This window comes from Pseudomonas sp. PDM32, from assembly GCF_019219225.1.
GTDB classification, from domain to species: Bacteria; Pseudomonadota; Gammaproteobacteria; order Pseudomonadales; family Pseudomonadaceae; genus Aquipseudomonas; species Aquipseudomonas laurylsulfatiphila.
In genome coordinates this window covers 19908-43546 of record NZ_JAHUWE010000007.1, presented here as the reverse complement: position 1 = coordinate 43546, position 23639 = coordinate 19908, and the positions used below count along the sequence as shown (strand labels likewise).

Annotated in this window: 22 protein-coding genes and 1 pseudogene; 9 read left to right on the top strand and 14 right to left on the bottom strand. The window is 61.7% G+C overall.

Features of this window, described 5'->3' with window-relative positions; all coding sequences use genetic code 11:
- The first annotated feature begins 50 nt into the window (after positions 1-50).
- The 3 genes from KW846_RS14700 (at position 51) to KW846_RS14690 (ending at position 3147) form a co-directional block, all read left to right on the top strand.
- On the top strand, positions 51-521 hold the full coding sequence (locus KW846_RS14700) for a prepilin peptidase (protein ID WP_218483039.1): 471 nt from the start codon (positions 51-53) through the stop codon (positions 519-521).
- A gap of 114 nt (positions 522-635) precedes the next feature.
- Positions 636-1418 (top strand): response regulator transcription factor, encoded by a 783-nt coding sequence (locus KW846_RS14695; RefSeq protein ID WP_218483036.1) that lies wholly within the window; start codon positions 636-638, stop codon positions 1416-1418.
- A 1465-nt stretch (positions 1419-2883) separates the two neighbouring features.
- Complete coding sequence (locus KW846_RS14690) at positions 2884-3147, top strand: DUF6124 family protein (RefSeq protein ID WP_218483034.1); 264 nt, start codon at positions 2884-2886, stop codon at positions 3145-3147.
- Here the strand turns inward: KW846_RS14690 and KW846_RS14685 are convergent.
- The 5 genes from KW846_RS14685 to cpaB form a co-directional block, all read right to left on the bottom strand.
- The gene (locus KW846_RS14685; protein WP_218483368.1) at positions 3144-4034 is read right to left on the bottom strand and encodes a type II secretion system F family protein; all 891 of its coding nucleotides are present in this window, start codon (positions 4032-4034) and stop codon (positions 3144-3146) included. The genes KW846_RS14690 and KW846_RS14685 overlap by 4 nt on opposite strands.
- A 2-nt stretch (positions 4035-4036) precedes the next feature.
- Positions 4037-4921, bottom strand: a complete 885-nt coding sequence (locus KW846_RS14680) for a type II secretion system F family protein (protein ID WP_218483032.1) — start codon at positions 4919-4921, stop codon at positions 4037-4039.
- A gap of 9 nt (positions 4922-4930) precedes the next feature.
- The gene (locus KW846_RS14675) at positions 4931-6211 is read right to left on the bottom strand and encodes a CpaF family protein (RefSeq protein ID WP_007980918.1); all 1281 of its coding nucleotides are present in this window, start codon (positions 6209-6211) and stop codon (positions 4931-4933) included.
- The gene (locus KW846_RS14670) at positions 6208-7398 is read right to left on the bottom strand and encodes a pilus assembly protein (protein WP_218483031.1); all 1191 of its coding nucleotides are present in this window, start codon (positions 7396-7398) and stop codon (positions 6208-6210) included. Before KW846_RS14670 ends, KW846_RS14675 begins: the two co-directional genes overlap by 4 nt.
- A 119-nt stretch (positions 7399-7517) precedes the next feature.
- On the bottom strand, positions 7518-8465 hold the full coding sequence (gene cpaB, locus KW846_RS14665) for a Flp pilus assembly protein CpaB (RefSeq protein ID WP_218483028.1): 948 nt from the start codon (positions 8463-8465) through the stop codon (positions 7518-7520).
- A gap of 323 nt (positions 8466-8788) precedes the next feature.
- Between cpaB and KW846_RS14660 the strand changes: the two genes are divergently transcribed.
- Entirely contained in the window at positions 8789-8998 is a 210-nt protein-coding gene (locus tag KW846_RS14660) for a Flp family type IVb pilin (RefSeq protein WP_218483027.1), read from the top strand.
- A 67-nt stretch (positions 8999-9065) separates the two neighbouring features.
- A complete protein-coding gene (locus tag KW846_RS14655) occupies positions 9066-9479 on the top strand; it encodes a response regulator (RefSeq protein ID WP_007980910.1) in 414 nt (137 codons plus the stop codon).
- A 405-nt stretch (positions 9480-9884) separates the two neighbouring features.
- Here the strand turns inward: KW846_RS14655 and KW846_RS14650 are convergent, their stop codons facing one another.
- Together KW846_RS14650 and KW846_RS14645 are read right to left on the bottom strand one after the other, a co-directional pair.
- On the bottom strand, positions 9885-10739 hold the full coding sequence (locus tag KW846_RS14650) for a MaoC/PaaZ C-terminal domain-containing protein (RefSeq protein ID WP_218483025.1): 855 nt from the start codon (positions 10737-10739) through the stop codon (positions 9885-9887).
- A gap of 2 nt (positions 10740-10741) precedes the next feature.
- Entirely contained in the window at positions 10742-12094 is a 1353-nt protein-coding gene (locus KW846_RS14645) for a 3-oxoacyl-ACP reductase (protein ID WP_218483023.1), read from the bottom strand.
- Between the two features lie 212 nt (positions 12095-12306).
- Between KW846_RS14645 and KW846_RS14640 the strand changes: the two genes are divergently transcribed.
- Positions 12307-13584 (top strand): acetyl-CoA C-acetyltransferase, encoded by a 1278-nt coding sequence (locus tag KW846_RS14640; protein ID WP_218483020.1) that lies wholly within the window; start codon positions 12307-12309, stop codon positions 13582-13584.
- 84 nt (positions 13585-13668) lie between these two features.
- Here KW846_RS14640 and KW846_RS30460 read toward each other — a convergent pair whose 3' ends face one another.
- Positions 13669-14397 carry a methyl-accepting chemotaxis protein gene (locus tag KW846_RS30460; protein WP_371317838.1) on the bottom strand — a complete coding sequence of 243 codons (729 nt, stop codon included), beginning with the start codon at positions 14395-14397 and terminating at the stop codon, positions 13669-13671.
- Positions 14398-14526: 129 nt separating this feature from the next.
- A pseudogene (locus KW846_RS30455) lies at positions 14527-15615 on the bottom strand (cache domain-containing protein); the annotation flags it as partial.
- A 446-nt stretch (positions 15616-16061) separates the two neighbouring features.
- On the opposite strand from KW846_RS30455, the gene KW846_RS14630 reads away from it, so the two are divergent.
- Positions 16062-16955 (top strand): PA4780 family RIO1-like protein kinase, encoded by an 894-nt coding sequence (locus KW846_RS14630; protein WP_015093327.1) that lies wholly within the window; start codon positions 16062-16064, stop codon positions 16953-16955.
- 125 nt (positions 16956-17080) lie between these two features.
- Here the strand turns inward: KW846_RS14630 and cueR are convergent, their stop codons facing one another.
- The 3 genes from cueR to KW846_RS14615 form a co-directional block, all read right to left on the bottom strand.
- On the bottom strand, positions 17081-17488 hold the full coding sequence (gene cueR / locus KW846_RS14625; protein WP_116582417.1) for a Cu(I)-responsive transcriptional regulator: 408 nt from the start codon (positions 17486-17488) through the stop codon (positions 17081-17083).
- The gene (locus KW846_RS14620) at positions 17485-19878 is read right to left on the bottom strand and encodes a heavy metal translocating P-type ATPase (RefSeq protein WP_218483015.1); all 2394 of its coding nucleotides are present in this window, start codon (positions 19876-19878) and stop codon (positions 17485-17487) included. Before KW846_RS14620 ends, cueR begins: the two co-directional genes overlap by 4 nt.
- Positions 19879-20079: 201 nt before the next feature.
- Positions 20080-20463, bottom strand: coding sequence for a hypothetical protein (locus KW846_RS14615; protein WP_102702253.1), 384 nt, complete (start codon positions 20461-20463; stop codon positions 20080-20082).
- Positions 20464-20611: 148 nt separating this feature from the next.
- On the opposite strand from KW846_RS14615, the gene KW846_RS14610 reads away from it, so the two are divergent.
- Together KW846_RS14610 and KW846_RS14605 are read left to right on the top strand one after the other, a co-directional pair.
- On the top strand, positions 20612-20809 hold the full coding sequence (locus KW846_RS14610; RefSeq protein WP_007971846.1) for a cation transporter: 198 nt from the start codon (positions 20612-20614) through the stop codon (positions 20807-20809).
- Between the two features lie 90 nt (positions 20810-20899).
- Complete coding sequence (locus KW846_RS14605) at positions 20900-22096, top strand: multidrug effflux MFS transporter (RefSeq protein WP_218483012.1); 1197 nt, start codon at positions 20900-20902, stop codon at positions 22094-22096.
- Between the two features lie 8 nt (positions 22097-22104).
- On the opposite strand, the gene KW846_RS14600 is transcribed toward KW846_RS14605, so the two are convergent.
- Together KW846_RS14600 and KW846_RS14595 are read right to left on the bottom strand one after the other, a co-directional pair.
- Entirely contained in the window at positions 22105-22278 is a 174-nt protein-coding gene (locus tag KW846_RS14600) for a hypothetical protein (RefSeq protein WP_007971850.1), read from the bottom strand.
- A gap of 236 nt (positions 22279-22514) precedes the next feature.
- Positions 22515-23528: a zinc-binding alcohol dehydrogenase family protein gene (locus tag KW846_RS14595; protein WP_218480702.1), complete on the bottom strand. Its 1014-nt coding sequence runs from the start codon at positions 23526-23528 to the stop codon at positions 22515-22517.
- Positions 23529-23639 lie beyond the last annotated feature (111 nt).

The following is a 23639-nucleotide window of genomic DNA, read 5'->3' as shown; positions in this document are numbered from 1 at the left end:
GAGTAATGTCAGCATAGAATCATTCAGCCAAAACGGACGTTTTTTACCGAATGCAGAGCTTTGTCCTATTGATCTGGCTGGCGCTTTGCGCCGCACAGGATGCCCGGCAACGGCACATCGCCAATGGCCTGACCCTGGGCGCCGGCGCCCTGGCCCTGGTGTGGTTGCTGTGGAGCGGCACGACCTGGCTAGGGGCCGAGGCGCAACAGGGCGGCTGGGCTTTTTTGTTGGCCGTGGGCTTCACGCTACCGGGTTACGCCATGAAGCGAATGGGCGGCGGGGATGTGAAACTCATGGCCGCCCTGGGTCTTGCGACGGACGGTATGCACGTGCTCGGCACGTTTATTGGCGCCGGATTGGCCAGTGTTTTCTGGCTGCTGCTGGCGCCAAGAGTCTGGCTCCATATGAGTCAAGGGCTTAGAACCCATCTTTTGTATATGGCGCCTGAAATGTCAAAGAGGCAGCCATTTGCACCCTTTGTGCTGGCGGGGCTGATGCTGACATTGGCCTGGCTCCACTAGTCGACCCTTTTGTGTACATAGCCGGAAACTGCGTCTACTTTTCAGACAGACGTTGTACAGCCGCTGGCTGTTGGTGTGGGACGGGTCAACCTTTGACCTGACAGGGAGTTACTCGTGAGCAAGTTTACTTCGGCAGTAAAAGTCCTTGTGGTCGACGATGCGCCATTGATCGTTGAAGAGCTTTGCGAATTTCTGGAGGGCAAAGGTTACCGCTGTGTTCCCTGCGAATCGGGCTATCAGGCGATCAAGCGTTTCAGCGAAGACCTCGATATCGGCCTGGTGTTGCTGGACTTTCACATGCCCGGCATGGACGGCATCGAGCTGATGCAGGAATTGCAACGGCTGTCGGGCAAGCACCGGGTGTTCGAGGCGATCATGCTCACCGGGTGTGCCGACAAGCAGGATGTGATCAAGGCCCTGCGTGCCGGCGTGTCTGACTATTACCAGAAACCGATCGATCTGAATGAGTTGTTCGAAGGTTTGCAGCGCCAGGAAGTGGCCTTGCAGGAAAGGCACAAGAACCTGCAGTTGGGGCATTTGAACCAGAAGCTGCAGTATTTGTCCGAGTCGATCGATGATCTGTACCAGGACCTGGACAAGGTTCGGCGCGGGCCGCAGGCGGCAGACACGGGTGGTCGGGGCGTCGCTGATACTGATGCGGTGGAGGTTCCGGCGATTTTCAATCAGCTGTCACCGCGGCAACTGGAGGTGGCGCGGTTGGTGGGCAAGGGGCAGACCAACTATCAGATTGCCTGTGAATTGGGTATTACCGAGAACACGGTGAAGTTGTATGTGTCGCAGGTGTTGCGGTTGACGCATATGCATAATCGGACGCAGTTGGCGCTGGCTTTGTCGCCCAATGGTTCCGGGGGGCGGCAGCGGGTTTCGGCGCACTGAGGCTTGGCGGCCTCTGGGCCGACCATGCTGGTGGTTTGAGTTGAGTACATATCCATTCCTGCGGTAACGGCGGCTTACGGTTCCGCTCTTACAGCGGGTCACTTTTGGCAAACGCCCCAAAAGTAACCAAAAGGTCTCGCCCCTTACGTACGGCCCCTCGCTTAGGCTCGGGGTTCCTTCGCTCCGGTATTCATCCGGGGGCATTGCCCTCCGGTCGGCTTCGCTTCGACCTACATGCAATGAGTTCGACTGCGTCGAACGGCGCTGCGCGCCTGTCCCCGGATGAACACCTGCGCTCAGCCTTCCGAGGGGGCGGGTGGATCAAGATCAAGAGCTGCAGGCGAGCTAACGCTCGGCCTGATGAGTGGTGAAGAGCGTTTGTGTACGCCGACCTGCCTTTGCTCTTCTGTGGGAGCGAGCCTGCTCGCGAAGACGGCCTGCCAGCCGACCTGAATCTGGCGGATGTACCTCGACCGTGTGGGAGCGGGCTTGCTCGCGAAGGCGGCCTACCGGCCGACCTGAATCTGGCGGATGTACCTCGACCGTGTGGGAGCGGGCTTGCTCGCGAAGGCGGCCTACCGGCCGACCTGAATCTGGCGGATGTACCTCGACCCTGTGGGAGCGAGCCTGCTCGCGAAGACGGCCTGCCAGCCGACCTGAATCTGGCGGATGTACCTCGACCGTGTGGGAGCGGGCTTGCTCGCGAAGGCGGCCTACCGGCCGACCTGAATCTGGCGGATGTACCTCGACCCTGTGGGAGCGGGCTTGCTCGCGAAGGCGGCCTACCGGCCGACCTGAATCTGGCAGTTGTACCTCGACCCTGTGGGAGCGGGCTTGCTCGCGAAGGCGGCCTGCCGGCCGACCTGAATCTGGCGGATGTACCTCGACCCTGTGGGAGCGGGCTTGCTCGCGAAGGCGGCCTGCCGGCCGACCTGAATCTGGCGGATGTACCTCGACCCTGTGGGAGCGAGCTTGCTCGCGAAGGCGGCCTGCCGGCCGACCTGAATCTGGCGGATGTACCTCGACCCTGTGGGAGCGGGCTTGCCCGCGATGACGGCCTGCCGGCCGACCTGAATCTGGCGGATGTACCTCGACCCTGTGGGAGCGAGCTTGCTCGCGATGACGTCCTTCCAGCCAACACATTCCTGTGTAGTTTTCCTCAAATCCCCAGGAAATCTCCGACACGCTTTTCAGGTTGTCCGTCGGAAGCGCGATCTCTAGCCTTTGTCGGTCGCTGAAAATTCAGCGTCCGGGCGTCGCGGCTCGATTCCTAAGGCATAATCGCTCCACCTGACGACAACACTTTCTTGTGTCTGTCGTTCTGTGTCATGGCGACTGTGCGCGGGATACCTTCGGGTATGCCGAGCTGCCTCTGGGATCGGTCCGCGAACCCGCGTACAGCTGCCACCCCAATTTGTTTCGCGGCAATTTGGACGTGGCTCCATTTCATCCCAGAGGTGCAACGATGATCAAACCCACCCCAAATCCCCCCAAACAATCTGTCCCCCGCAAACCCAGCACGATGTTCGTCATCGCCCCGGACATCAACACCGAAACCCTGCTGGCCCACGCCTGTGAATCACTGGCGTCGGCGAGTGTGATGGCGAGTGATTTCGCGGGGTTTCTGCAGGGCTCGCAGCGCAATACGATGCTGGGGATTGCGCAGGTGATCATGCTGGGTGAGCTGGCGGTGAATCGGGCGCTGGATAATCTCGATCCGCAGGATTAGTGGACAAAGGCCCGACCCAGGGCCGTGAAGCCTGGGCCGGCCAGGACGATCAACAACGCCGGGAAGAGAAACAGCATCATCACGACGGACATCTTGGCGGACATCTTGGAGATGTATTCCTGCAGGCGCGTCAGGCGCCGGTCGTCGAGCAGCTGTTTGAGCGCCAGCAGGGACTTCATCGCGCCGCCACCCTGATGGATCAATTGTTGAAGGATCACACAGGTGTCGGTGAACTCGTCTACCGCAAGCAAGCGGGTGGTCTTGTTCAGCTCTTCGCCCAGTTCCAGGCCTGAATCGACACGGGTCAGAATCAGGCGCAGTTCATGGGTCAGGGCGGGCAACAACTGTCTGCCCTCCTGGCTCAGCACTCGCAGGGATTGCTCCACCGCCATGCCCGATTCGAACAGGGTGCGCAGCAGTGCAATGAAGGTCGAGGTTTCAGTGGCCAGTTGTTTTTGCCGACGCTGTGCCGCGGCAGCCAGCCAGCGCTTGGGCAACAGGTAGCCCATGCTGGTGGCGAGCATTGGGGCGATCCAGTGGTTCTCCACATTCGGGTAGAACAGCCCCTGGACCAACAGGCACAAGGACAGCGCCAGCACCGGCACGCCCACCTGCAAGGCGGCGAACAGTGAGCGTTGGCGTACGCTGCGCCAGCCCAGGCGGTTGAGCAGGGTCTGGGTTTCGTTGTCCATTTTGACCGACTGTTGCCCCAGGCGGCTGGCACCCAGGGCTTGCAGCAGTTGGGTGAGATGGCTATCACCCGACGCCTTGCCATCCAGTCGCTGGGCCACCTGGCGTGCCCGTCGGCTTTGCTCCAGCAAAGCGCTGAGCAACAACAGCGCAGCCCCGAAAAGCAGCAGCGCGCTCACCAGCAAGAGCATCTTCATAGTCATAGGCTACGCAACATGCGCCAAAGCGCCAGGCAACCGATCACCTGAAATCCGAAGGCACTCGCCAGCATGGTTTGCCCCGAGCTGTCGTGCCACATGGAAAGCAGGTAGGTCGGATTGGTGAGTAGAAAGTAGCCAGCAACCGAGACCGGCAGCAGGGCCAGGACCACGGCAGTGATACGGGTTTCGCCGGTCATGGCCTTCAACTGGCGTGCCGCTTGCTCGCGTTCGCGGATCATCTTGATCAGGTTTTCCAGCAGCTCACTGGCGTTGCCGCCGTAGCGGTGGTTGACCTTCAAGCCGAGTGCGAGCAAGCGCAGTTCGTCTTTCTCGTACAACTCGGCGAAGTCTGAAGCGGCGTCTGCCAGGTTGACCCCCAGTTGGACATTGCGTTGAATTCGGCCCATGGCATTTTTCAGTGGGTCTTCGGCCGCATCGATGGCGCCGAGCACGGCATCGGCCAGGGTCCGCCCGGACTTCAGGCTGCGCACGGCATGGTCGAGCACCATCGGCAGCTGTTCGATCATGCGACTGAGGCGACGCTGGTAACGCCAGCTGACGAACAGTCGTACCGCCACCGGAGGCACCAGCAGCACCAGCAGCGCGCCGATCCAGCCACCCAGGGCAACTCCCAGCAGCACGCCGAGTATCCAGAACACCAGCCATTGACCCAGGCGTTCGGTGGGGCGTCCGAGTCCGGCACGCAGGAACGCCCGCTCAAGGCCCGCCCATGACGACTTGTGCTCGACCCGCAGCGGTTGCCCCTGGCTCAGGCGTCCCAGAATCCGTTCGTTGCCGGTCTGGCGCAAGCCGTTATAGAGCAGGTGCAGCGCCAGGCCGAGAAAGATCAGGCAAACGAGGATGAGCAGCGCTGGTTTGAGCATGCCGTGACCTCAGTACGCCGAGGGAGACAGCGCCGAGTCCCGGCGCAATTTGTCGCCAGCCGGGTTCACGGCTTCGCGCAGGAAACCAAACCCGGTGTGGCGGTCGAAACGGAACAGCGTGTTGGTGACATACACGTCGTCGCGCACACCCACGACTTCCACCACTTCGCTGACACAGCGGCGGCCGTCGGGCATGCGCGTGAGCTGGATGACCACGTCGAGCGCTGCGCAGATCATCTGCCGCAGGGTGCGCTCGGCGATGCTGCGGCCGGTCAGGCCCACCAGGGTCTCCAGGCGCAGCAGCGCATCCTGGGCGTTGTTGGCGTGTACGGTACTCATCGAGCCATCGTGGCCGGTGTTCATCGCCGTCAACACATCGACCACTTCGACGCCGCGAATCTCGCCGAGGATGATCCGGTCCGGGCGCATCCGCAGGGCGTTGCGAATAAGGTCGCTGGCTTTTACTTCGCCATGGCCTTCGGCATTCGGTGGACGGGTTTCCAGGCGCACGACGTGAGGGTGGCCCAGTTGCAGTTCGGCGACATCTTCGATGGTGACCAGGCGTTCCTGAGGGTTGATCAACTGGCTGAGAATGTTCAGCAGCGTGGTCTTGCCGGTGCCGGTGCCGCCGCTGATCAGGATGTTGCAACGTTTGCCCACGGCTTCCTGAATGAATTCGAAGATCGCGTGATCGATGGTTTGCATCGCCACCAGGTCAGAGCTTTTGAGCATGTCTTGGCGGAACTTGCGGATCGACAGGCACGGACCATCGAGGGCTATCGGCGGAATGATGGCGTTGACCCGGCTGCCGTCCGGCAGGCGCGCGTCGACCATGGGCGAAGACTCGTCGAGCCGTCGGCCCAGGGGCGCGAGAATTCGTTGCATGACACGTTCGACGTGGTGCGAATCGATAAAACGCAAGTCACTCAGATGCAGCAAGCCTTCGCGTTCGACAAATACCCGGTGTGGACCGTTGACCAGAATCTCGGTCACCGCCGGGTCGCGCAGCAGTACTTCCAACGGGCCGAAACCGGTGAGCTCGTCGACGATCTCCTCGGCCAGACGCTCCATCTCATAGCGGGAAATCGCCAGGTGCAAGCGCGCGATGTACTCGGCCACCTTGTCGATCACGAATTGCGACAGCGCCTGGCGCGTGCCCTCCAGCAGGTTTTTCCCCGACTCTTCGATAGCGTCGATGATGTAGCGGTGCAGCACCAGTTTCAGGCCTTCGTGGTCGGTATTGCCGACCGCGCCGCGATGGGGGGAGCCGAAGAGTTTTTCACTGCTCATTGTGCGCCCCTCAAACGGTTGAACCAGCCGGTCTTGGGTTTGACCAGGCCTTCGGAGTGCCTGGCCAGGCGCTCGCCGAGTGCGCGCAGACTCTGGGTGAGTCCCTCGCGCGGGGCCAGTTCGAACAAGGTCAGGCCCTGGTTCTTGGCGTTGAGCCGCACTTCCGGGCTGTAGGCGAGGGTGGCGATGATCTCCAGGCCGAAGGTCTTGCCCAGGGTATCGGAGTCCGGTGCGACGTTGCGCAGGTAGCGGTCCACGAGCAGTTTGGCGTGATCGAGCTTCATGCCTTTTTCGCGCCACAAGTTGAGCACCGTGAGGTTGCGACGGCAGTCGAGCACGTTCTGATCGGTGTACCACAGCAGTTTGTCGCAATGGCTGACGAAGGTGCGCAGCGCTTCACTGTCGGGTTGGCCGGTGAGGTTTACCACGATGTGCTGGAAGTGTTGGCGCAGGGCGCTGAGCAACATGTACAGCTCGGCGGCACTGGTGTGCTCCAGCGGTTCATCGCCACTGGCGTAGGCAAGGATGCGCAGTCCGGCTTCGCAACTGGTGAAGGCGCTGTCGATCAGCGTTGCGTCCAGGCGTCGCAAGTGGCGCAATGCGTCGCCGAAATGAAACGAGCTTTCCAGGCCCAGCAGCGCCAGGCTATCGCCCCGGGGCAGTCCAAGGTCCAACAGCAGCGTGTGCTGTCCGCTTTTTTGCACCACTTGCGCCATGTGCGTGGCCAGCAACGCGCCGTCGGCGCTGCTCTGCACGCCATACAGCACGGTCAGGCGGCCCAGGTGCGTGTTCGGCGCGACAGCGGGCAGGCGTTTGCTCAGGCGTCGCACCAGCCCCGCGACTTCACTTGAGCGTGAACCATAGGCCACGAAATCCCTGGCTCCGGCGCGCATCGCATTGAGTACAAGCTGGTTGTCCATGCCGTCGCCCAGCGCGACGATCGCCAGCATCGGCTTGGCTTCCAGCGCGCTTTCGATCAGCGCGCTTTGGGTGACCACGTGGTCGCGGTCCAGGCCGATGAACACCAGGCTGGCGCAGGTCACGTCCACCAGTGCCAACAGTTCGTCGAGACTGCCGCCACCGGCGCTGACCACCTGGCCCAAGGGCGCAAGGGCGCCTTGCAGCCATTCCAGGTCGGTGCTGTTACGCGTGATCGCGAGGAAGGTTTGACTCAGGTTCTGGCTCATTGCGATAACTCGCTACGTGATATCGCACTTGCCGGCAGGCCGCCGGGCAAAGTGGCCCGGATCAAGCCGTTGAACAATGGCGTAAGAGGTCTGCGCATGGAAAGGCATCCTTGCTCGACTCAGGGTGTTTGTTGAGTGATCTCGTTACCGCGAATGACTTCTACGCTCTGCTTGCGCGGCGCGGCGCCAGGGCTGGTGGTGACAGGTTTGGGTGGGCCGGTCATGGCCAGCTGGCTGAATTGCAACAACTCGCGGTTGGCATTGGCCAGGTTGGCGGCAGAGTTGCTTTCGCCGGCCCAGTAGCGCGCCAGGCGTTTCTCATCGGCGCTGCGCACAGCCAGGCGCAGCACGCCGGCCTGGGTCGCGAGCATCAGGCGGCTCACCAGTTGTTCAGGAACGGCTAGCAACACGGTCCTGGCTGCGGCGCGCGATTGATCCTGTTTGAGTTTTTCCTCGGCGTTGCGTGCCGGGCTGGAAGGCTGGCCGTCGTTGGTCAACCCCAACTGCTCGCCGACCCCGAGCACCCGCAAGGCCGGCACCACGAGTTGGGCCGTTGGCTGCGGATTGAGGGTGTCCATGCGCAGGAACAGCAGCACATCCACATAGTCGCCCGGCGTCAGTTGCCCGCCGACAATGACCACTTCGTCCGTGGCGACCGCCAGGGCGCGTTCATTGGGGCGGATCATCCGCGACAGCTTGCTGCCGGCTTCGAAGCTTTCGTCGTTGAGCCAGCTGCCGGCGCTGAGGGCGCGCCACGGGGTGCGGCCAATCGCCTGGTCGAGGTTGGTGAGGCTGCCGGCCGGGGCGGTGTGCAACTGTTCCAGCACGACATCGGCGGCGGTGATCGGCGTATAGGGCGCGACATCGTTGACCAGCACGACCACGGGATGGCGGGTCGGGTCATTTGTCGACAGTGGCGCCTGTGCGATGGCCAGCGGTGCATTGACGGTGGATTGGGCAACGACCTCGGGGGCCGGTTGACGACTCAATGTGAGTCCCCAGTAACCGGTAATGATGGCACCGACCAGAAACAATCCGGCGAGACCCAGAGTGACACGGCTGTTCATGAAGGCTCTCCCTTTCCTGCTGCGCAAACCCCGTCAAGTCCGACGAGACAACTTCGCAATCAGGCAGCTATGAACATGGAACTATTTCGCTATTTGACCGTAGCGCAGGTAGAGCAAAATGCCATTAGCGCGGGGGGAAATATCTAACGAAAGTGCAAAGTTGCGATAAAACGACCCGTTTTTGACGTCAACGAAACGGTTAATACTTTAGTGTTAATGCGTATTTACAGTTGTTGGGCCGGGGAATGCCGACAATGCTGGTGCTGGCACTGGGGAATCATGTTGCGTCCGTGCAACACCCGTCGTCGTCCAGGAGAAATGTCATGTCTTTTTCCAAGCTTGTTGAGAAGGTCAAATCCGGGATCGTTTTTTACAAGGGCCTGGCAAGGGATACCGAGGGTGCGTCCGGTATCGAGTACGCGATCATTGCCGCCATGGTCGCGGTGGTGCTCGCCGGGCTCAGTTCGGGAATTGGGGATGATATTACGACGGTGTTCGGCAATATCTCGACGGCACTGGTCCCTGGTTCCTGATTAAGGCATCGGAAATGCTGAAATCGGGTACTAACGTCAGCGCTTCGTCCCTTGCAGGTGTCACCTCATGAACGCTCACGCACAGCCACGCCAACAGTTGCTTCTGGTGGATGACGAAGAGGACGCATTGCTTGAGTTGGCGGAGTTGCTGGAGGGTGAGGGGTTCAATTGTTTTACCGCCACTTCGGTCAAGCTTGCGCTGCAGCATCTGACCCGGCACCCCGATATCGCTTTGGTGATCACTGATTTGCGCATGCCGGAGGAGAGCGGCATGTCGTTGATCAGGCGGTTGCGCGAGCATACGTCTCGCGAGCATTTGCCGGTGATTGTGATGTCGGGGCATGCGGGCATGGATGATGTCAGTGATATGTTGCGTTTGCAGGTGCTGGATCTTTTTCGCAAGCCGATTTATCACGTGCGGTTGTTGGAGACGTTGAATAATCTGTTTCCGTTGCCGCAGGTTTATTTGGTCAAGGGGTGAGTTGAGTACATATCCATTTCTGCGGTAACGGCGGCTTACGGTTTCGCCCTTACGGCGAGTCCCTTTTGGCAAACGCCCCAAAAGTAACCAAAAGGTCTCGCCCCTGACGTACGGCCCCTCGCTTAGGCTCGGGGTTCCTTCGCTCCGGTATTCATCCGGGGGCATTGCCCTCCGGTCGGCTTCGCTTCGACCTACATGCAATGAGTTCGACTGCGTCGAACGGCGCTGCGCGCCCATCCCCGGATGAACACCTGCGCTCAGCCTGCCGAGGGGGCGGGTGGATCAAGATCAAAAGCTGCAGGCGAGCTAACGCTCGGCCTGTAGGAGCTGCCGCAGGCTGCGATCTTTTGATCTTGATCTTCCACCCTTTCGACATGGCCAAAATCAAAGGTAGGAGCAAGCTTATCAGGCCACCGGCCGCCAATGCCCGACCATGTGCTCCAGCTCTCCGACACCCACCAACTGAAAGTCCCCGCTCGCCCCCGCCTCGCTGGCCAGCAACGTCACCTCACTGGGCAGCCGTACCGGCTTCTTGAACTGCACCGCGATCTCGACCTTCGCCACAGGCAGATGCCCGGCCAGTGCCGCCAGTGTGCGCGCCTTGTTCCACAAGCCATGGGCGATGGCGGTCGGGAAACCGAAGAGTCGGGCGCTGGCCGCGCTCAGGTGGATCGGGTTGTAGTCGCCGGACACCTTGGCGTATTGCCGGCCGATGTCCGAGGGCGCTTTCCAGTGCTCGACTTCTTTCATGTCCAGACTCGTTACCAGGTTCTCCTCAAGCGGTTCGCCCTCGAGTTTGACGCCGCGGCAGAGCATCCGGCTTTGTGCCTCCCACAACGGCCCCAGTTGATCGTTGAGGGTGGTCAGCAAGTCGAACGTCGCGCCTTTGGCGTGGGGTTGCAGGTTCTGCACCTGCACGTTGACTCGCGCCCGATTCACCCCGCCCATGGGGCGTAGCAGACGAATTTGATTGCTCAGGTGAATCAGGCCCAGCAGCGGGAACGGGAAGTCCCTGGCTGTGAGCAATCGCATCTGCAAGGCAAAGCCGAGGATATGCGGATAGGTCGGCGGCAGCAGGCCGTTGTCAGCGAAGCCACAGACCTTGCGATAGGCCGCCAGGCGTTCGAGATCGACGTCGACCCAGCAGCGTAAACCCGAATCGGGCAGGGTAGTGCCGGTGATTTTTCGCCGTGTCGCCGCTCGTGCATACAACCCCGGGAGGCTGGGTTCGCGGTTGAGAGTGTGCCAGTCGGTGATCATCCTCAAGCCCCCAGAACGCTTTGCCCGCATACGCGCAACGCTTGCCCGGTGAATGCGCCAGTGCCGGGTTGCGCGAGCCAGGCCACGGCTTCGGCGACGTCCTGTGGCAGACCTCCTTGGCCGAGGGAACTCATGCGCCGTCCGGCTTCGCGCAGGCCGAAGGGTATGTGCGCGGTCATTTGTGTTTCGATGAATCCGGGTGCCACGGCGTTGATGCTGATGCCACGTTCGGTGAGCAGCGGGGCCCAGGCTTGTGCCAGGCCAATGAGTCCGGCCTTGCTCGCTGCGTAGTTGGTTTGCCCGCGATTGCCGGCGATGCCGCTGATGGAGGCCAGCAGAATCACCCGGGCGTTGTCGTGCAGGGCGCCGCTATCGAGCAGAGCTTTGGTCAGCACTTGCGGTGCGTTGAGGTTGACGGCCAGTACGGCGTCCCAGAAGTCCGGGGTCATGTTGGCCAGGGTTTTATCGCGGGTGATGCCGGCGTTGTGCACCACGATGTCGAGGCCTTCGGGCAATTGTTCGATCAACTGCGCGGCGGCGTCTTCGGCGCAGATGTCGAGGCTGATGCTGCGCCCGCCGAGGCGTGCGGCGAGGGCATCGAGGTCGGTTTTGGCCGCCGGCACATCGAGCAGGATGACGTCGGCACCGTCACGGGCCAGGGTTTCGGCGATGGCGGCACCAATGCCGCGTGCTGCGCCGGTAACCAGTGCCTTGCGCCCGGCGAGCGGGCGCGTCCAGTCGCTGACGGGCGTCGAGCACGGATTCAGGCGAATGACCTGCCCGGACACGAAGGCGCTTTTCGGCGAGAGGAAAAACCGCAGCGGGCCTTCCAGTTGCGCCTCGGCCCCTTCGCCGACGTAGATCAATTGCAGGGTGCCACCGCTGCGCAATTCCTTGGCCAGGGAACGGCTGAAACCTTCCAGGGCACGCTGCGCGCTGGCGGCGAACGGGTCACGCAGGGTTTGCGGATCGCGTCCGAGAATCACCAGGTGCGCACAGTGATCCAGGTTCTTCATCAGCGGCTGGAAAAACTCGCGCAGTTGCTTGAGCTGATCGGTGTGCAGCAGGTCACTGGCGTCGAACACCACGGCCTTGAGTTTCGGTCCATGGCCGGGAATCCAGGCCGTGGCCATCGAAGGCTCGGTGCCGTAGCTGTAGATCGCGTCGGTCAGGCGGTTGGCGAAGGCGCTGACGTGTTCCGCCAATGGCCCGCCGCCGATCAGCAACGCACCTTCCACGGGCCGCAGCCGGCCTGCCTGCCAGCGCTCCAGTCGAGTCGGTGTCGGCAACCCCAGGGCACCGACCAGGCGATGGCCGATGGATGAATTGGCGAAGTCGATATAGCGGTCAGACATGGAACGCGCTCCGAAAGCTGGGGTTCAAAGTGTGGACCATGAATGGCGATCAGTCGTTCGATCCACGAGATAAGGCCTACGCTTGGTCATTGTAGGAGCTGCCGAAGGCTGCGATCTTTTGATCTTGATTCCAAAAAGCCAAGTCAAAAGATCGCAGCCTTCGGCAGCTCCTACAGGGGTAGTTTCAATTTCCTTTTTCATCAGGAGTTCTTATGACCCAGCTGCGCCGCGTCGCGATCATCGGCGGTAACCGGATTCCTTTCGCCCGCTCCAACGGCCCCTACGCCACGGCCAGTAACCAGGTGATGCTCACCGCTGCCCTCGAAGGCCTGATCGAGCGCTACAACCTGCATGGCCAGCGCATCGGCGAAGTGGTCGCCGGGGCCGTGCTCAAGTTGGCGCGGGACATGAACCTCACACGCGAGTGCGTGCTCGGCTCGCGGTTGTCGCCCGCTACCCCGGCCTATGACATCCAGCAGGCGTGCGGCACCGGGCTGGAAGCGGCGTTGCTGGTGGCGAACAAGATTGCCCTGGGCCAGATCGATTGCGGCATCGCCGGTGGCGTGGACACCACCTCGGATGCACCGATCAGCGTCAGCGAAGGACTGCGCAAAATCCTCCTGCAAGCCAATCGCGCGAAAACCACCGGCGACAAACTGAAGACCTTCCTGCAATTGCGCCCCAAACATCTGATCCCCGAGTTCCCGCGCAACGGTGAGCCGCGCACGGGGTTGTCCATGGGGCAGCACTGCGAACTGATGGCCCAGACCTGGAACATCCCTCGCGAAGCCCAGGATCAATTGGCGCTTGAGAGCCATCAGAAGCTGGCGGCGTCCTACGCCGAAGGCTGGCACAACGATCTGATGACGCCGTTCCTGGGACTCACCCGAGACAACAACCTGCGCCCGGATTCGACCCTGGAAAAGCTCGCCGCACTCAAGCCGGCCTACGAGAAAAGCGCCAAGGGCACCCTGACCGCGGGCAACTCCACGCCGCTGACCGACGGGGCGTCACTGGTGCTGCTGGGCAGCGAGGAATGGGCGCAGGCGCGAGGGTTGCCGATTCTTGCCTACTGGCGTGACGGCGAGGCGGCGGCGGTGGATTTCGTCAACGGTGCCGAAGGGTTGTTGATGGCGCCGGTCTACGCCGTGCCGCGCTTGCTCGCGCGCAATGGCCTGACCCTGCAGGACTTCGACTACTACGAAATCCACGAAGCCTTCGCCGCGCAGGTGCTGTGCACATTGAAGGCCTGGGAAGATCCGCAGTACTGCAAAACCCGTCTCGGGCTCGATGCACCCTTGGGCTCGATTGACCGCAGTCGGCTCAACGTCAAGGGCAGTTCACTGGCGGCAGGGCATCCGTTTGCCGCCACCGGTGGGCGCATCGTCGCCAACCTGGCGAAGTTGCTGGATGCGGCGGGCAAGGGGCGAGGGCTGATTTCGATTTGCGCGGCGGGCGGGCAGGGGGTTACAGCGATTATCGAGCGTTGATGCACAAAAGATCGCAGCCTGCGGCAGCTCCTACAGGGTAGGTGTAGGAGCTGCCGCAGGCTGCGATCTTTTATCTTTTGATTTTCAGGTCCGGAACCTGCGCACCAGCCCGTCCAGCTCGTTCGACAGCCCGGCCAGGCTCTGGGAGTCCAGGCGTGCCGAGTTGGCCAGTTCCGCCACCAGTTGCGCATCGCCATGGATCTGGCTGATGTGCCGGTTGATGTCTTCGGCCACTTGATGCTGTTGTTCCGCCGCCGTGGCGATCTGGGTGTTCATGTCACGGATCACGTCCACCGACTCGCGAATCTGCCCGAAGCTGTTGCGCGCCTCACCGATGCGCGTCACCGATTGCTGGGACACTTCCAGGCTGGCGTGCATCTGTTGGGTCACCTGGCTGGTGCGTTTGGCCAGGTTGCCCAGCAGCCCGTCGATTTCCGCCGTGGAGTCGGCCGTGCGCTTGGCCAGGGCCCGTACTTCGTCGGCCACCACGGCAAAGCCGCGACCCTGTTCACCGGCCCGTGCCGCTTCGATCGCGGCGTTCAGCGCCAGCAGGTTGGTCTGTTCGGCGATCGAACGGATGGTCCCGAGGATCGACTGAATGTCATTGCTGTCGCGCTCCAGTTGTTGCATCGACTGGGCCGACTGTTCGATTTCCTGGCTCAGGCGATCCACGCTGTTCACGGCCGCATCGATCTGTTGCTGACCTTCGCGTGCCTGGCGCTGGCCACTGTCGGCGGATTCCGCCGCCTGGCTGCAAGAGCGTGCGACTTCGTTGGCGGTGGCGACCATTTCGTGGAACGCCGTGGACACCATGTCCACCGCTTCACGCTGGCGTCCGGCGGCTTCGGCCATGTCGCTGGAGACCTGGGTCGAACTCTTGGACGTGGCGAGGATCTTGCCCGCTGCGCCGCCGATGTTCTGGATCAGGTTGCGAATCGCGGTCAGGAACTGGTTGAACCAGTTGGCCAACTGCGCGGTTTCGTCGTTGCCACGGATTTGCAGGTTCTGGGTCAGGTCGCCTTCACCTTGGGCGATGCCTTCCAGGCCGCTGGCCACGCTGCGGATCGGACGCACGATGAGGCTGGCAAAACTGGCGCCGACGATGGCGAAGATGACGGCCAGGACGGCGGCGATGATGGCGATCAACCAGGTCAACTGGGTCGCGGAGCTCATCACGTCGTTCTGTTTGATCAGGCCGATGAAGGTCCAGCCCAGTTGCTCCGACGGCCAGACGTTGGCCATGTAGCGCTCGCCGTTCAACTCCACTTCCACCAGGCCCTTGCCGGCCTTGGCCAGTTGCGCGTAGCCCTCGCCCAGGCTGTTCAGCGGTTTGAAGTTGTGTTCCGGTTGTTTCGGATCCACCAGGACCGTGCCGGTGTTTTCCAGCAGCATCAGGTAGCCGGTTTCGCCGAGCTTGATCTGTTTCACGATTTCAGTGAGCTGCTTGAGCGTCACGTCGATGCTGACCACGCCACCGTTGGTGCCCAGCTTGTTGTCGATGGTGCGCACGGTGCTGACGTAGGTCGCGTCGTCCTGGGCCCAGTAGTAGGCCTCGGTGCGGAACGGCTTGCCCGGTTTGGCCTGGGCGGCCTTGTACCAGGGGCGCTGGCGCGGGTCGTAGTTGCTCAGTTTCGGATCATCCGGCCACGACACGTAGCCGCCCGCCGCCGTGCCGAGGATGGCATAGGCGTAGGCCGGGTGGCTGTTGCCCAGGTCCTGGAGCAAGGTGAAGACTTTCTTGTCCATCTCGCCCTGGGGAACGCTCTCGGCGTTGGCAGCCATGTAAGTCTTGAGGCTGTCGTCGGAGTTTCGGATCAACGGCTGCTTGGCCAGGTAATCGACGTTCTGGCTGATGCCGTCAAAGAACAATTGCATGGCGTTGCTGACCTGACGAATCTCGCGGGCACTGCCGTCGATAAATTCGTCTCTGGCATCACTGCGCAGGTTCAGCACAACGAGGGTGGCGACCAGCACCACGGGCAGGCAGGCGATGATTGCAAACGCCCAGGTCAACTTCTGTTTGATGTTCATCCGCGCTCCAGATTTTCTTGTAGGCCCACGCAGTGCAGATGACTCGCGGTTTATTGGCAGCCGTAATCGTTCTTGGTCAACCCGGGTCCCTGAGTGCGGCATCGCTTTTGTTGTGGCAGCGATTGTCGGACAAATCACTTTGTCACTAAGGACTTCGGCTGTTGTCGGCGGAAATTGAGGCCTGTTGAGAAAAATCCTACGGAAGGCTTGAGAGGTGGTGTCAGCTTCTGTCGCAATTGCCCTCAATGTCCTTGCACAACAAGTGGTGCAGGCTCGGCTATGATCCGGAGCGGCCCGTGGCGGTCGTCGGTTTTACCTGTGGAAATCGGCACATTGTGTGCTTGTGCAATGTTCATAAGTCGGCAACCCCTCCCCCCCGTGAGTGGATTGCCGTATAACGAATGACTTTCGCGTGTTTGGTAATAAAGGACCCACAATAAAAGCTGATGAAGACTCCAAAACGCATTGAACCCCTGATCGAGGACGGTCTGGTCGACGAGGTGCTGCGCCCACTCATGAGTGGTAAAGAAGCAGCTGTTTATGTGGTGCGCTGCGGTAACCAGTTACGTTGCGCGAAAGTCTACAAGGAGGCGAATAAACGCAGTTTCCGTCAGGCGGCCGAGTATCAGGAAGGCCGCAAGGTGCGCAACAGCCGTCAGGCCCGGGCGATGGCCAAGGGCTCCAAGTTTGGCCGCAAGGAAACCGAAGACGCCTGGCAGAACGCCGAAGTGGCGGCGCTGTTCCGTCTGGCCAATGCCGGCGTGCGGGTGCCCAAGCCGTTCGACTTCCTTGAAGGCGTGCTGCTCATGGAATTGGTGGCCGACGAGTACGGTGATGCCGCGCCGCGTCTGAACGATGTGGTGCTGGAACCGGACCAGGCACGCGAATATCACGCGTTCCTGATTTCGCAGATCGTGCTGATGCTGTGTACCGGTCTGGTGCACGGCGACCTGTCCGAGTTCAACGTGTTGCTGACGCCGACCGGCCCGGTGATCATCGACCTGCCACAAGCGGTGGATGCGGCGGGCAACAACCATGCGTTCAGCATGCTGGAGCGCGACGTGGGCAACATGGCGTCCTACTTCGGGCGGTTTGCGCCGGAATTGAAAAAGACCAAATACGCCAAGGAAATGTGGGCCTTGTACGAGGCTGGCACCTTGCACCCGGCCAGCGTCCTGACCGGCGAGTTCGCCGACACGGAGGAGCTGGCCGACGTGGGCGGCATCATGCGCGAAATCGAGGCCGCACGCCTGGATGAAGAGCGCAAGCAGGCGGCACGCGCGGCGGACGATGCACCGCCGGGCAAGACCGAAGAACCGCCTCCACCGTGGATGCAGTGATCGGCTAAAGAAAAACCCGGCTTCGGCCGGGTTTTTTATGCCCTCTGTAGGAGCTGCCGCAGGCTGCGATCTTTTGATTTTGTTTTTTAGAAGCAAGATCAAGAGATCGCAGCCTGCGGCAGCTCCTACAGGGTGGGAGTGCAGCAGCCGGATTCCAGATTCTTGAGGATCGGGCAGTCCGGCCGATGGTCGCCATGGCAGTGCTCAACCAGATCCTGCAACGTATCGCGCAACTGCCCCAGTTCGCGGATCTTCCGGTTCAGCTCATCGATATGCTGACGGGCCAAAGCCTTCACATCGGCGCTGGCGCGCTGGCGGTCTTGCCAGAGGGTCAGCAACTTGCCGACTTCCTCCAGGGAAAACCCCAGGTCCCGCGAGCGCTTGATGAACGCCAGCGTGTGCAGATCGTCATCGCCATACACCCGATAACCGCTGTCGGTGCGATGGGCAGCCTTGAGCAGGCCGATGGATTCGTAATAACGGATCATCTTTGCGCTAAGGCCGCTGTGTCGGGCCGCTTGGCCGATGTTCATCGGTTGTCCTCCAGGTCCTTGGGTTTCCAGGTTTTCAACAGTAGCGCATTGCTCACCACGCTGACGCTCGACAACGCCATGGCTGCACCGGCCAGCACTGGATTGAGGAAGCCAAACGCCGCCAGCGGAATGCCGATCAGGTTATAGACGAAGGCCCAGAACAGGTTCTGCCGAATCTTGGCGTAGGTCTTGCGGCTGATCTCCAATGCAGCTGGTACCAGTCGCGGATCGCCGCGCATCAGGGTGATGCCGGCCGCGTGCATGGCGACGTCGGTGCCGCCACCCATGGCGATGCCGATGTCGGCGGCGGCCAGTGCCGGGGCGTCATTGATGCCGTCGCCGACCATCGCCACCACTCCGGTTTCTTTCAGTGCGGCGACGGTGGCGGCTTTGTCCGCCGGCAACACTTCGGCATGCACGTCCTGGATGCCCAGCGCCTCGGCCACCACCTTGGCGCTACCGCGATTGTCGCCGGTCAGCAGGTGGCTGCTGATGTTCCGTGTGCTCAGTTGCTGCACCGCTTGCAGCGCGCCGGGTTTGAGGGTGTCACCGAAGGCGAACAGGCCCAGCACCTGTGGTTCGGGGGATTGTTCGATCAGCCAGGACAGGGTCCGGCCTTCTTTTTCCCACGCGATCGCCGAGTCTGCCAACGGTCCGGCGTTCAAGCCGCTGTCCTCCAGCAGGCGACGATTACCCAGGGCCAGGTGACGACCCTCCAGTGTGCCGGCAATGCCTCGGCCGGTCAGGGACTGGCTGTCGCTGACGTCGGCCACCTTCAAGTGGCGGTCGGCGCAGGCATCCAGAACGGCCTTGGCCAGCGGATGCTCACTGCCGCGTTGCAGGGCGCCGGCCAGTTGCAGCAGGCTCGCTTCATTGCCGTCGATGGCACTCAGATGAGCAATGCGCGGGGCGCCGGAGGTCAGGGTGCCGGTCTTGTCGAACACCACCGAGCTGACTTCATGGGCGCGCTCCAGGGCTTCGGCGTCCTTGATCAGAATCCCGTAGCGTGCCGCCACGCCGGTGCCGGCCATGATCGCCGTCGGCGTGGCCAGGCCCAGTGCGCAAGGGCAGGCGATCACCAGCACCGCGACGGCGTTGATCAGCGCGGTTTCCATCGGTGCGCCATACAGCCACCAGCCGATCAGGGTTGCCAGGGCAATCAACAGCACGGTGGGCACGAACACCTGGCTGACTTTATCCACCAGTTTCTGGATCGGCGCCTTTGCGGCCTGGGCGTCTTCCACCAGGCGGATGATCCGTGCCAGTACGGTTTCCGCACCGAGGGCCTGGGTGCGCACCAGCAACCGGCCTTCACCGTTGATCGCGCCGCCCGTGACTTTGTCGCCGGGCTGCTTGGGCACCGGCAGGCTCTCGCCACTGATCAGGGCTTCATCGGCGTGGCTCTGGCCTTCTATCACTTCGCCATCGACCGGGAAGCGCTCTCCGGGTTTGACCATCACCAGGTCATTAAGGCGCAGGGCGCTGATGGCGACTTCCTGCTCGCGGCCATCGAGCACCTGAATCGCCCGTTCCGGGCGCAAGGCTTCGAGGGCGCGGATGGCGCTGGCGGTCTGGCGCTTGGCGCGGCTTTCCAGGTACTTGCCCAGCAATACCAGGGCGATCACCACCGCCGAGGCTTCGAAATACAGGTGCGGCATGCGCCCGGCGGCGGTGGCCCATTCATACACACTCAAGCCATAACCGGCGCTGGTGCCCAGGGCCACCAGCAAATCCATGTTGCCGGCCCCGGCGCGTACGGCTTTCCAGGCAGCGACGTAAAACCGTGCACCGAAGATGAATTGCACCGGCGTGGCCAAGGCGAATTGCACCCAGGCCGGGAGCATCCAGTGCACGCCGAACGGTTGCAGCAGCATCGGCAAGACCAGCGGCAAGGCGAGGACGATGGCCATGATCAAGGCCAGACGTTCGCGATGCAGGCGCCTTTGCTGATTGTTGATCGGCGGGTGTTCGGCTTCCCATACGCTGGCGGTGTAACCGGCCTTGGTCACGGCCGCGATCAAGGTTTGCGGATCGACCTGGCCGAGCAGTTCAAGGTGGGCGCGTTCGTTGGCCAGGTTGACGCTGACGCCTTTGACGCCCGCCACCTTGCCCAGCGCCCGCTCGACACGACCGACGCAGGACGCGCAGGTCATGCCGTCGATGCTCAGTTCCAGGCTTTGCTGCGGCACGCTGTAGCCGGCCTTGGCCACGGCATCCATCAGGGCCGGCAGGCTGTCGCTGGGTGCCTGGACCCGGGCCTGTTCAGTGGCGAGGTTGACGCTGACAGCACTGGCGCCAATGACTTTGCTCAAGGCGCGCTCGACACGCCCGGCGCAACTGGCGCAGGTCATGCCGGCAATCGGCAGGTCGAACGTGGTGGATTCGGACATCGGTCGCACTCCCTGTAGTAGATGACCACAGGATCAACCTTGCCATGCTGGCAAGGTCAAGTGCCAATCTTATACCCACCGCTGATCCCCTGTAGGAGCGAGCTTGCTCGCGAAAAACGTCCAGACAACGCGTACATTCAGAAACCCAGCGTTACCGTTGGCGTTCATCGCGAGCAGGCTCGCTCCTACAAGTACAGTGGGTCAGTAGCCGAGTCCGGCGCGCTTGAGGTACATCCCTTCCTGCGTCATCGCGATCCGGTACTTGAGCACATCGCCGGCCTTGAGCTGGATGTCCTGCGACCCCGGCGCGAGCATGCCCGGATTGCAACCCGGCATCTGCCCCGGGAGCAACTTGAGGCGCAGCGAGACGATGCCGGGCGGCAGGTTGAACGAGGTGCTTTGTTCCTGAAACAGCCGTGCCGCCAATTGGTCCTGGATGTACACACCGATCTCGCAGCTGGTCGCGACTTCCAGGCGCTCGCGGGAAATTATCAGCACGCCATAATCCTGACCGGCAGCATTGACCGAAGGCACGGCGGCGAAAAGGCTGAGAAAGCCAAACAGGCTGAAAACCGACCAGCGCATGGCTGAATCTCCTGAGTTCGAGTCATTGATGGACGCAGCTTGGCCGAGCGTAGCGCCGATTGCCAGCCCGGCAGCTAACTTCAGAACTTGACCTTGCCATGGTGGCAAGCTCGAAACTGGACTCAACCCTCGGAAAAGGAGTCATCCCATGCAAGTGTTCAACGTTGAAGGCATGTCCTGTGGCCACTGCGTCAAGGCCATCACTCAGGCCGTGCAGGCCAGGGACCCGGCAGCCAGTGTGCGGGTCGATCTGGCGGCTAAAGAAGTCGGTGTCGAAAGTGCGCTGACTGCCCAGCAAGTGATCGAGGCGATCAGCGAAGAGGGGTATGGCGTCAAACTGGCCTGATTTTGATAGTTAGCGAGCTACCGGAATGTTCAAGGCGTCCATGCGCGGCTAGACTGTCGGGCTGCCGACTCCTGCCTCACTGGATGCCTGATGAACTTCCGTACCATTCTGATTCTCGGCGCCTTGAGCGCTTTCGGTCCGCTGGCGATCGATTTCTACCTGCCGGCGTTCCCGGCCATGGCGCTGGCTTTTGGCACGGACGAAAATCACGTCCAGATGACGTTGGCGGCCTACTTCCTCGGCTTGTCCATCGGTCAGTTAGCCTATGGCCCGGTGGCGGATCGTTTCGGGCGACGCATTCCGTTGCTCACCGGTGTCGGCCTGTTCACCGCCGCTTCGGTGGCGTGCGCCTATGCGCCGAATCTGGAGTGGCTGATCGGTGCGCGTTTCGTCCAGGCGTTGGGTGGCTGCGCGGGCATGGTGATTTCCCGGGCGGTGGTCAGCGACAAGTGTGATGCAGTGGGCTCGGCGAAAGTTTTTTCCCAGTTAATGCTGGTGATGGGGCTCGCGCCTATCCTTGCACCATTACTGGGTGGGTTGCTGGTCAACACCACAGGCTGGCAGTCGATCTTCCTGGCCTTGACCGGGTTCAGTGCGTTGGCGGGGCTGGCGGTGGCGACGGGATTGCCGGAAAGCTTGCCGGCCCACATACCGCGCCAACCGCTGTCGGGCGCGCTGCGCCAGTACGGTCGGCTGCTGGCCGACCCGATATTTCTTGGCCACGCCTTGACCGGGGGCATCGCCATCGCCGGGATGTTTGCCTACATCGCCGGTTCACCGTTCATCATCATCAAGCTCTACGGCGTTCCGGCCGAGCATTTCGGCTGGTTGTTCGGCACCAATGCGGCGGGCTTCATTCTGGTGGCGCAGGTCAACGCGCGGCTGCTGGCCAAACGTGGCCCGACCTTCTTGCTGGCGCGCGCGGTGTGGGTTTATCTCGCGGCCGGTCTGACCCTGCTCGCTGTCAGCGCTCTGCATCCGGCCCAGCTGTGGCCGCTGCTGATTCCATTGTTCATCTGTATTTCCAGCCTCGGTTGCATCAGCCCCAACGCCGCCGCCTGTGCGATGAGCGGGCAGGGCGCACGGGCCGGCAGCGCGTCGGCGCTGCTCGGTTGCCTGCAGTTCAGTGTGGCGGCCGGCGCCTCCGCGCTGGTGGGTATTTTGCACGATGGCAGCGCCGTGCCGATGGCCATGGTCATCAGCCTGTGCGGAATTCTGGTGGTGAGCGCTGCAGTGCTCACCCGGCGTTTGCAAAATGCCCGGGCGCTGGCGCAAGCCCAGGCTTGAGGCCGGAATCAGCCGGCAGCACGCTGCGGGTGGAGGATGGGAATCTGGTGAGGAGCCTGGATGCGGGCTTCGAGGGTACGCGTGAAAGCGCGAGCTTCTGCTTCGCTGCGGAACGTCACCGCATGCTGGTCAAGACGGACTTGCCACTGGGATTTTGCCAATTCTTTTATCAGGATCTTCACAACGGATCACCTCTCGTAAAAGACGTTACGCAAAAGACTGCCTCGCAGGAGATTCGATTGTAGTCCTGAATACGAGCATCATTGTGACAAGGATCAACTGTCGGACTGACGGTTTGTAACTAAAGAAAACACGACTTTTCGAGGGCGCCCACAGGGATTGTCTGCGACCGGAACGCTCCGGTCGCAGACGAAAAAACGCAGAAACAATGAAATCAGGAAGGTTTTTTTTCAGCGTTTCAAAACCCTTCCAGCACAATCTTGCCCTTGGCCTTGCCGCTTTCCAGCAGGGCATGGGCACGGCGCAAATTGGCCGCATTGATCGTGCCGAAGTGTTCGCCCACCGTGGTTTTCAGTGTCCCGGCATCGATCAGCCAGGCGACGCGATTGAGCAGGTTGTGCTGCTCGATCATGTCCGCGGTTTCAAACAGCGAACGGGTGTACATGAACTCCCAGTGCAGCGACAGGCTCTTGCGCTTGAGCTTGGTCACGTCCAGCGACTTGGGGTCATCGATCAGCGCCAGTTTGCCTTGGGGCGCCAACGCCTCGACCAGTTGGTCCAGGTGCTGGTCGGTCTGGGTCAGGCTGGCGACGTGGGTGACCTGATCCACACCGGCGCGCTTGAGTGCTTCGCTCAGTGGCTGTCCATGGTCGATCACCAGGTCGGCTCCCAGCTCCTTCACCCAGCTTTGGGTCTGCGCACGCGAAGCGGTGCCGATGACTTTCAGGGCCGTCAGCTGGTGAGCCAGCTGAGTAAGAATCGAGCCCACGCCACCTGCCGCGCCGACAATCAACAGGCTCTGGCCTTCATCGGTTTTGCCTTCGCGCACTTGCAGGCGTTCGAACAGCAATTCCCACGCCGTGATCGCGGTCAACGGCAGGGCGGCGGCCTCGGCGAAACCAAGGGTCTTGGGCATGTGGCCGACGATGCGTTCATCCACCACATGCAATTCGCTGTTGCCGCCCGCCCGGGCGATGGAACCGGCGTAAAACACCTTGTCACCGACCGAGAACAGCGTCACGTCACTGCCCACGGCCTTGACCACGCCAGCCACGTCCCAGCCCAGCACCTTGGCCGCACCGCCTTCGGGTTGGACGTTCTGGCGCACCTTGGTGTCCACCGGGTTGACCGAGATGGCTTTGACTTCCACCAGCAAGTCGCGAGGTCCGGCAACCGGCTCCGGCAGCTCGATGTCTTGCAGGGCTTTGTCGTCACTGATCGGTAACGAGGCGTAGTAGGCAATGGCTTTCATGGGCGACTCCTGAACACTAATAAAAGAAGTGATTCGATGGGGGGAGATGATTGGCTATTTCTCCTGAAGATAAAACCGGCTAAAAGAGCAGTCTCTTTCAATATTTTTTTG

Excerpts from the sequence above, each read along its gene's own strand:
- KW846_RS14700 (WP_218483039.1), top strand. The coding sequence starts at position 51 with ATGCAGAGCTTTGTCCTATTGATCTGGCTGGCGCTTTGCGCCGCACAG.
- KW846_RS14690 (WP_218483034.1), top strand. The coding sequence starts at position 2,884 with ATGATCAAACCCACCCCAAATCCCCCCAAACAATCTGTCCCCCGCAAA.
- KW846_RS14685 (WP_218483368.1), bottom strand. The coding sequence starts at position 4,034 with ATGAAGATGCTCTTGCTGGTGAGCGCGCTGCTGCTTTTCGGGGCTGCG.
- KW846_RS14680 (WP_218483032.1), bottom strand. The coding sequence starts at position 4,921 with ATGCTCAAACCAGCGCTGCTCATCCTCGTTTGCCTGATCTTTCTCGGC.
- KW846_RS14675 (WP_007980918.1), bottom strand. The coding sequence starts at position 6,211 with ATGAGCAGTGAAAAACTCTTCGGCTCCCCCCATCGCGGCGCGGTCGGC.
- KW846_RS14670 (WP_218483031.1), bottom strand. The coding sequence starts at position 7,398 with ATGAGCCAGAACCTGAGTCAAACCTTCCTCGCGATCACGCGTAACAGC.
- cpaB (WP_218483028.1), bottom strand. The coding sequence starts at position 8,465 with ATGAACAGCCGTGTCACTCTGGGTCTCGCCGGATTGTTTCTGGTCGGT.
- KW846_RS14660 (WP_218483027.1), top strand. The coding sequence starts at position 8,789 with ATGTCTTTTTCCAAGCTTGTTGAGAAGGTCAAATCCGGGATCGTTTTT.
- KW846_RS14655 (WP_007980910.1), top strand. The coding sequence starts at position 9,066 with ATGAACGCTCACGCACAGCCACGCCAACAGTTGCTTCTGGTGGATGAC.
- KW846_RS14650 (WP_218483025.1), bottom strand. The coding sequence starts at position 10,739 with ATGATCACCGACTGGCACACTCTCAACCGCGAACCCAGCCTCCCGGGG.
- KW846_RS14645 (WP_218483023.1), bottom strand. The coding sequence starts at position 12,094 with ATGTCTGACCGCTATATCGACTTCGCCAATTCATCCATCGGCCATCGC.
- KW846_RS14640 (WP_218483020.1), top strand. The coding sequence starts at position 12,307 with ATGACCCAGCTGCGCCGCGTCGCGATCATCGGCGGTAACCGGATTCCT.
- KW846_RS30460 (WP_371317838.1), bottom strand. The coding sequence starts at position 14,397 with ATGGTGTCCACGGCGTTCCACGAAATGGTCGCCACCGCCAACGAAGTC.
- KW846_RS14630 (WP_015093327.1), top strand. The coding sequence starts at position 16,062 with ATGAAGACTCCAAAACGCATTGAACCCCTGATCGAGGACGGTCTGGTC.
- cueR (WP_116582417.1), bottom strand. The coding sequence starts at position 17,488 with ATGAACATCGGCCAAGCGGCCCGACACAGCGGCCTTAGCGCAAAGATG.
- KW846_RS14620 (WP_218483015.1), bottom strand. The coding sequence starts at position 19,878 with ATGTCCGAATCCACCACGTTCGACCTGCCGATTGCCGGCATGACCTGC.
- KW846_RS14615 (WP_102702253.1), bottom strand. The coding sequence starts at position 20,463 with ATGCGCTGGTCGGTTTTCAGCCTGTTTGGCTTTCTCAGCCTTTTCGCC.
- KW846_RS14610 (WP_007971846.1), top strand. The coding sequence starts at position 20,612 with ATGCAAGTGTTCAACGTTGAAGGCATGTCCTGTGGCCACTGCGTCAAG.
- KW846_RS14605 (WP_218483012.1), top strand. The coding sequence starts at position 20,900 with ATGAACTTCCGTACCATTCTGATTCTCGGCGCCTTGAGCGCTTTCGGT.
- KW846_RS14595 (WP_218480702.1), bottom strand. The coding sequence starts at position 23,528 with ATGAAAGCCATTGCCTACTACGCCTCGTTACCGATCAGTGACGACAAA.